Origin of the sequence: Nitrososphaera sp. AFS (assembly GCF_009898475.1) — an archaeon.
Lineage (GTDB): Archaea > Thermoproteota > Nitrososphaeria > Nitrososphaerales > Nitrososphaeraceae > Nitrosopolaris.
Genome location: NZ_QURE01000136.1, coordinates 1 through 3,685 on the forward strand (window position 1 = coordinate 1; position 3,685 = coordinate 3,685).

At 36.9% G+C, this 3,685-nt stretch carries 7 protein-coding genes; 4 read left to right on the plus strand and 3 right to left on the minus strand.

Features of this window, described 5'->3' with window-relative positions; all coding sequences use genetic code 11:
* The 3 genes from DYY65_RS12625 to DYY65_RS11390 all read left to right on the plus strand — a co-directional run.
* The coding region (locus tag DYY65_RS12625; RefSeq protein WP_236561814.1) for a hypothetical protein at positions 1-255 on the plus strand (255 nt) is incomplete at its 5' end.
* A gap of 53 nt (positions 256-308) precedes the next feature.
* Positions 309-434, plus strand: coding sequence for a hypothetical protein (locus DYY65_RS12815; protein ID WP_255457523.1), 126 nt, complete (start codon positions 309-311; stop codon positions 432-434).
* Positions 435-688: 254 nt separating this feature from the next.
* The gene (locus tag DYY65_RS11390) at positions 689-892 is read left to right on the plus strand and encodes a hypothetical protein (protein ID WP_162478080.1); all 204 of its coding nucleotides are present in this window, start codon (positions 689-691) and stop codon (positions 890-892) included.
* A gap of 273 nt (positions 893-1,165) precedes the next feature.
* Here the strand turns inward: DYY65_RS11390 and DYY65_RS11395 are convergent, their stop codons facing one another.
* The 3 genes from DYY65_RS11395 to DYY65_RS11405 all read right to left on the minus strand — a co-directional run bounded on the left by DYY65_RS11395 (position 1,166) and on the right by DYY65_RS11405 (position 2,626).
* Entirely contained in the window at positions 1,166-1,333 is a 168-nt protein-coding gene (locus tag DYY65_RS11395; protein WP_162478081.1) for a hypothetical protein, read from the minus strand.
* A 243-nt stretch (positions 1,334-1,576) separates the two neighbouring features.
* Positions 1,577-1,777, minus strand: coding sequence for a hypothetical protein (locus tag DYY65_RS11400; RefSeq protein ID WP_162478082.1), 201 nt, complete (start codon positions 1,775-1,777; stop codon positions 1,577-1,579).
* A 546-nt stretch (positions 1,778-2,323) separates the two neighbouring features.
* Positions 2,324-2,626 (minus strand): hypothetical protein, encoded by a 303-nt coding sequence (locus tag DYY65_RS11405; protein ID WP_162478083.1) that lies wholly within the window; start codon positions 2,624-2,626, stop codon positions 2,324-2,326.
* Positions 2,627-3,118: 492 nt separating this feature from the next.
* On the opposite strand from DYY65_RS11405, the gene DYY65_RS11410 reads away from it, so the two are divergent.
* Positions 3,119-3,685 (plus strand): PsbP-related protein (locus DYY65_RS11410; RefSeq protein WP_162478084.1); only part of this gene is annotated, 567 nt, incomplete at its 3' end.

Genomic DNA, 3,685 nt, shown 5'->3' on the forward strand with positions numbered 1-3,685 from the left:
GTGGTTGGTATTGATGTACCTACTGCCGAAGTGCTATTGAGCCTTATTAAATTTCCAAAAGTGTTCCCACCATCGTTACTTGTCCTGATTACCGGATTAAGTGCTCATGTTTCGTTTGTCCACCATGTCACCGCTACGGTACTACCGGCCGCGCCTATGTTTACATTATTACGTATAACAGTAACCTTTGGATTAGTATTAGGGGGGGTACCATTGCGTTTGAATAAGTATTCCCACCATCAGTACTCTTTGTGAAGATTATGGCATCGCCATGGAGAGCAGTACTGGCATTGTTCCATGCTGTATAGATGTTACTACCTGACACTGCTACTGGAGCCTTCTTTAACGCTTCTCTCGCTACTACTGGAGTCAGATCAATGTCTTTAGGAACCGTTGTGCTTCGTGCGCTTGGAACAAAAGACCAAAGGCCATAGGAAACGAGATCATCATTGCGATTGTGACTTCACGATTTACCATTTATCAATCTATATTGGGGCCGGTATATAAGCAGCATTAGAAGCAAAAAAAGTCATTAGATGCGCAAATAGCCGATTGGTTAGGCGACCTGAAGGAAAGTTATTGGGGAAAGACTTCAATTGTTAATTAGTTGGAATCCCCTACAAAGTGAATTAGCGGAGAACAAGGCAAGAAATTGAAGGTTTCATATTCTGTAGTCGGTGTATATAAGATGAACAAAATCAATACACCAAATCCAACATTCAATGGTTCATTTTATATGATTAGGACTGATGGCAGTCAGCCACATAAGCATACTATATCTGATTTTAAGTTGACGGGAAAGCCAGTTGTTGCAAATAATTCTACTACATTTAATGGTACGTCTAGTGTAACCATGAAAGAAGGACCTGTCAAAACGTTCCAACTAGCATGAAGTTTATGGACGGAAGTGCATTCAGCCTATGGCTTGATCCATCAAAGACCCAAAACCATTTTGGTAACACTGTGATATACGGTACACAGCATCTGATATGTAACGAAATGCCTACTTCTTGCAAATAGGCCACTAATTTCTTTCTTTCAATTTTTGTATGTGATTGTTATTTTTGGATTAAGATTGTAGAATACAACTTGAATTTGGTTATGGTTAGCATGATTATCGCCTCTGTATAGCCTTTACAGCCTACACTGGTTTCACTTATGACGCTTATCCCTTTCTTAATCCCAACATAAGGCCTGGCATAAACCCAAAGGCTGCTGCTACGGGTAGACCCGCTGCTTCTACCATAGTTGAATGTGTCGCAAATTGTGATGCTGTGTTATTCAGTGCATGTCCTACCTGTCCTGCTACATTCGCCAGTGTGGTCTTTTGCATTCTCCATTTCCATCCTTTTTACATCTATCCATCCTCTGTATGACAAATAGGAGAGACCAACCACACACAATCCAAGAACAATAGCACATGTATTCAAATCCTCATTACTGCTGAAGCATATGTGACCTTGTTGACATTCATAAATCATATTTCCTTTCATCGTCACGAGATTGTTATATATGGTCTATTCTAGCCAAGTTGATTTTTAAGAATCAGTAGGTCTGCTACAGTAACTGTAATACATCATGTCAGTAACTGCTGTCTTCTTTCAATCTCTTGTAATCTTGTTGATAAGGCTACAAGTCGATCTGATAATTGTGAAATAGCTTCATCTTTTAGCTTGTCACGATTTCTCAGGGACTGGTTTATTTTTTCTAGTTCTTCTACCTTACTTTGAATGTCAGCACCTTGCCTTTCTAATTGAGGTATATTCAGAAATGTCAAATATGGTTCAACTTTGCGAAATATCTTTGTTTTTTGCGAATCTTCCTTTGTCCAGTATGTAGAATCAGGATGACCTATGAACTATTCAAATATCGGCATATTCAAGTCAAATATTGTAGTTTTCACGAATCCAGAGTCTGTCTATTAGAGACATTTATAATTACGAACCTACGTGTAATTGTAAGTTAGTTAGTTTGGTCAAAGCTGCATTCAAATTCTGCAATGGCCATGCTAATCAAATAATATACTATAACCGACTTTCCATTGAGGGATCTAGTAATTAATTATTCTCAATTTAATCCATACAAAGTAACTAATCATGTACATAATTATGTGCCTATAATGTGCCTATAATATGTGCAAACTCTGATGAGACGAATACAGAAAGCAGTTGCCATCACTTTTTTATCTAAATCCTGTTAAAGTCAATATCCTAAAGCCAAGTCCAATGGTGGATGCGTGTTAAAAACAAAAAGACTAACTATACCTATCAGCCGATTACTATTTATGGGGACGCATGCAATATATTGATAACTCATTATTTAACTAATTATATTCTACATAGTACCTGTAACGCTTTTCGACTTCTTTATTATTTCCTTGAAGCACCTTTTCAATCTCCCTTTGAAGCATTTTTCTAGCATAATCCCTAAATTGATCAACTTCTTGTCCCTTAGGAAATGTAGACAATGTGTATTCAAAATGTTCCATGAATTCGACAACTTTGGCCCGAAACTCTGTTGGCATTGGCTTTACTTTCGTCAGCTTAAACCATGTAGTAGCACATGCAGTACAGTATATTTTAGCTAGATCTTCTACTAGGCGGTCTATTTCAAAGAAGTCTTGCATAGCATATGGATTACTCCAACGTTTAAAACTATTTCATGTTTTGAATATGACAGCAGGCCTTGGATTCTTCAAGCATAATATATTATATTTCATAATAAAGCTGGATGAAATCATTGGGTTACTTAGAGAAGCTATTTTATTATGATTTAGGCAGGAAACTGATAAAGGCTCTTTTTCAATGACTTGCCTTGTCGTTTTAGTCTTAATATGTACTCTCTGAGTTTAACATAATACTATTATGTATAATGATATTGGTGCTTAGGAATAACTCATTTGTCAGTTTATATGAGTCGGTTAGAAATGGGGCTCTATCAGTGTATTCGTCGAATATACTAAAGGACTTTAATATAGGACAAAGGTTCGTCTTTTTTGTGAAACTAACAGACATTATTTACAGCTTTGTGTGTTGGCCGTGTAACATTAAGCTGTTTGATATTGTAGATAGGATAACATCCTTAAAAGTTGTGTTAGTTAGCAGCAGTCGATAATTCTATGAAAAACAAAACAATATTATTATCACTATTGCTTCTAATTGTGGTAATTTCGGGGGTAACCGTACTAGCTTCAATGAAGCTAACAGCTCTAGCGCAGCAGACAACGGCAACAAATTTATTAACATATCAAAATTCCACTTTTGGAATAAAAATCCAATATCCGTCCGGTTGGGATAAACAAGAAAACGGGACAAAACAGGACACAGAAACTGATGTCGTTATATTCTATCCACCAGCTAGTAACTCTAATGCCAGTCTTGACTTGAGTATGGACGATATTTCAGATGAAAAAGGAATTTCGGTAGCTCAATACGCGAATGATGGTCTTGGCGATTTAAAACACTCTCTTCAGAATTTCAAATCGATTGGATTAACTACAAATAATATCCTCGCTGGATTGCCTGCATATAAATCACTTTACACTTACGTGGATGGAAAAACTACTTTTAAAGACATGGAAATTGGAGCAATCAGAGGTGACAAAGCATACATCTTAACGTATGAAGGAGGAGCAGACGAATTCGACAAATATCTACCAACTGTACAGCAAATGATTAACTCGCTC

What these genes read in the sequence shown, in the direction of transcription:
- DYY65_RS11390 (WP_162478080.1), top strand. Translation starts at nt 689, where the DNA reads ATGAACAAAATCAATACACCAAATCCAACATTCAATGGTTCATTTTAT.
- DYY65_RS11395 (WP_162478081.1), bottom strand. Translation starts at nt 1,333, where the DNA reads ATGCAAAAGACCACACTGGCGAATGTAGCAGGACAGGTAGGACATGCA.
- DYY65_RS11405 (WP_162478083.1), bottom strand. Translation starts at nt 2,626, where the DNA reads ATGCAAGACTTCTTTGAAATAGACCGCCTAGTAGAAGATCTAGCTAAA.
- DYY65_RS12815 (WP_255457523.1), top strand. Translation starts at nt 309, where the DNA reads ATGTTACTACCTGACACTGCTACTGGAGCCTTCTTTAACGCTTCTCTC.